Origin of the sequence: Leucobacter soli (assembly GCF_042659205.1) — a bacterium.
Lineage (GTDB): Bacteria > Actinomycetota > Actinomycetes > Actinomycetales > Microbacteriaceae > Leucobacter > Leucobacter soli.
Genome location: NZ_JBHSRW010000369.1, coordinates 1 through 1,365, shown reverse-complemented (window position 1 = coordinate 1,365; position 1,365 = coordinate 1). Strand labels below are relative to the sequence as shown.

Below are 1,365 nucleotides of genomic sequence, written 5' to 3'. Positions count from 1 at the left end.
GCTTCGCGGCCGCGCGGGGCTGGATCGCGGCGACCGCACCGACGACGGGCGGGGCGTCGATGCCGAGGATCGTGATGGTCGGCCGGGCCCAGAGCTGATCCGCGACCGTACCCGAGCCGATCCGCCGCGTGCCTGCCCGCATCCCCGCGTCGCGGCGGAACTCGCCCTCGTCGTAGGGCATGCCTGTCCACGTCTGATCCGTGGCGATCCCGGGGACCGAGACATCGCCCTGCTCGTCGCGCAACGTGGCGAGCATGCGGACCAGCGCGGCCAGCGCATCCGGGGCGGCGCCGCCGAACTCGCCGGAGTGGAGGGAGGAGTCGAGCGCCGTGACGCTCACCACCACGTCCACGGCGCCGCGCAGGCTCGTGGAGAGGGTGGGCAGGCCGAGGCGTGCGTTGCCCGAGTCCTGGATGAGCATCACGTCGGCCTCGCGGAAGAGTTCGGGGTTCGCCTCCGCGTAGCGGTCGAGGCTCGCTCGACCCTGCTCTTCCGAGCCCTCGGCGACGAGGATCAGGCCGACCGGGTAGGCGCCGTCCTCCTCGGGCGCCGTGTCGCCGCGCAGTGCGCGCAGCGCCGTCAGGTGCGCGATCAGGTTGCCCTTGCAGTCGGCCGCACCGCGCCCGTAGAGGCGGCCGTCGCGTTCGGTCAGCTCGAAGGGAGGGCTCAGCCACTCGTGCTCGTCGAGGATCGGCTGCACGTCGTAGTGGCAGTAGAGCAGCACGGTCGGGGCGCCCGCGGGCGCCGGGCGGTGGCCGATCACGGCATAGGTGCCGTCGGGCGTCTGCTCGAGCTCCGCCGGGATCCCCTCGGCGCGGAACGCCGCGCGCACCCACTCGGCGGCGCGCACGCACTCGGCCGGGTCGACGATCCGCTCGTCGGCGATGGACGGGATGGCGACGAGCTCGGCCAGCTCGGCGAGCGCGCGAGGCATGCCGGCGTCGATGCGGTCGCGGAGCTCGGTTCGGTTGTGGAGCTCGGTTCGGTTGTGGAGCTCGGTTCGGTCGCCGGGTGTGTCTGTGCTCGGGTTCATAGCTCCATCCTGGCGTATGCGGCGGTTCGGACACGCGCGCACGAGACGGTACGCGATCGTCCGCGCTGCACCCTTTCGATGGACGATCTCGTGCTGTCTCGACGATCTCGTACAGTTCCGTGCGGAGGCCGCGGCGATCCGAGGGCGCCGATCCGGGGGCGCCGATCCGGGGGCCGGGGTACGAACGGGCCGGGACGGCGGGGCCGAGACACGCCTGACTCCATCCGCTCTTTTGGCCAGTGGCCCGGCGACAGGGGGGTTACCGGCCAAAACGTGTGGATAGAACCCCGATCTAGCCGCATGATCACGCGGTAGAACAGACATTGTCATAC

The 1,365-nt window shown here is 71.6% G+C and carries 1 protein-coding gene; it reads right to left on the bottom strand.

Annotated elements, in window-relative coordinates; all coding sequences use genetic code 11:
* On the bottom strand, positions 1-1,033 hold a 1,033-nt coding region (locus ACFPZL_RS13230), incomplete at its 3' end, for a M20/M25/M40 family metallo-hydrolase (RefSeq protein WP_382335832.1).
* Positions 1,034-1,365: the final 332 nt, after the last annotated feature.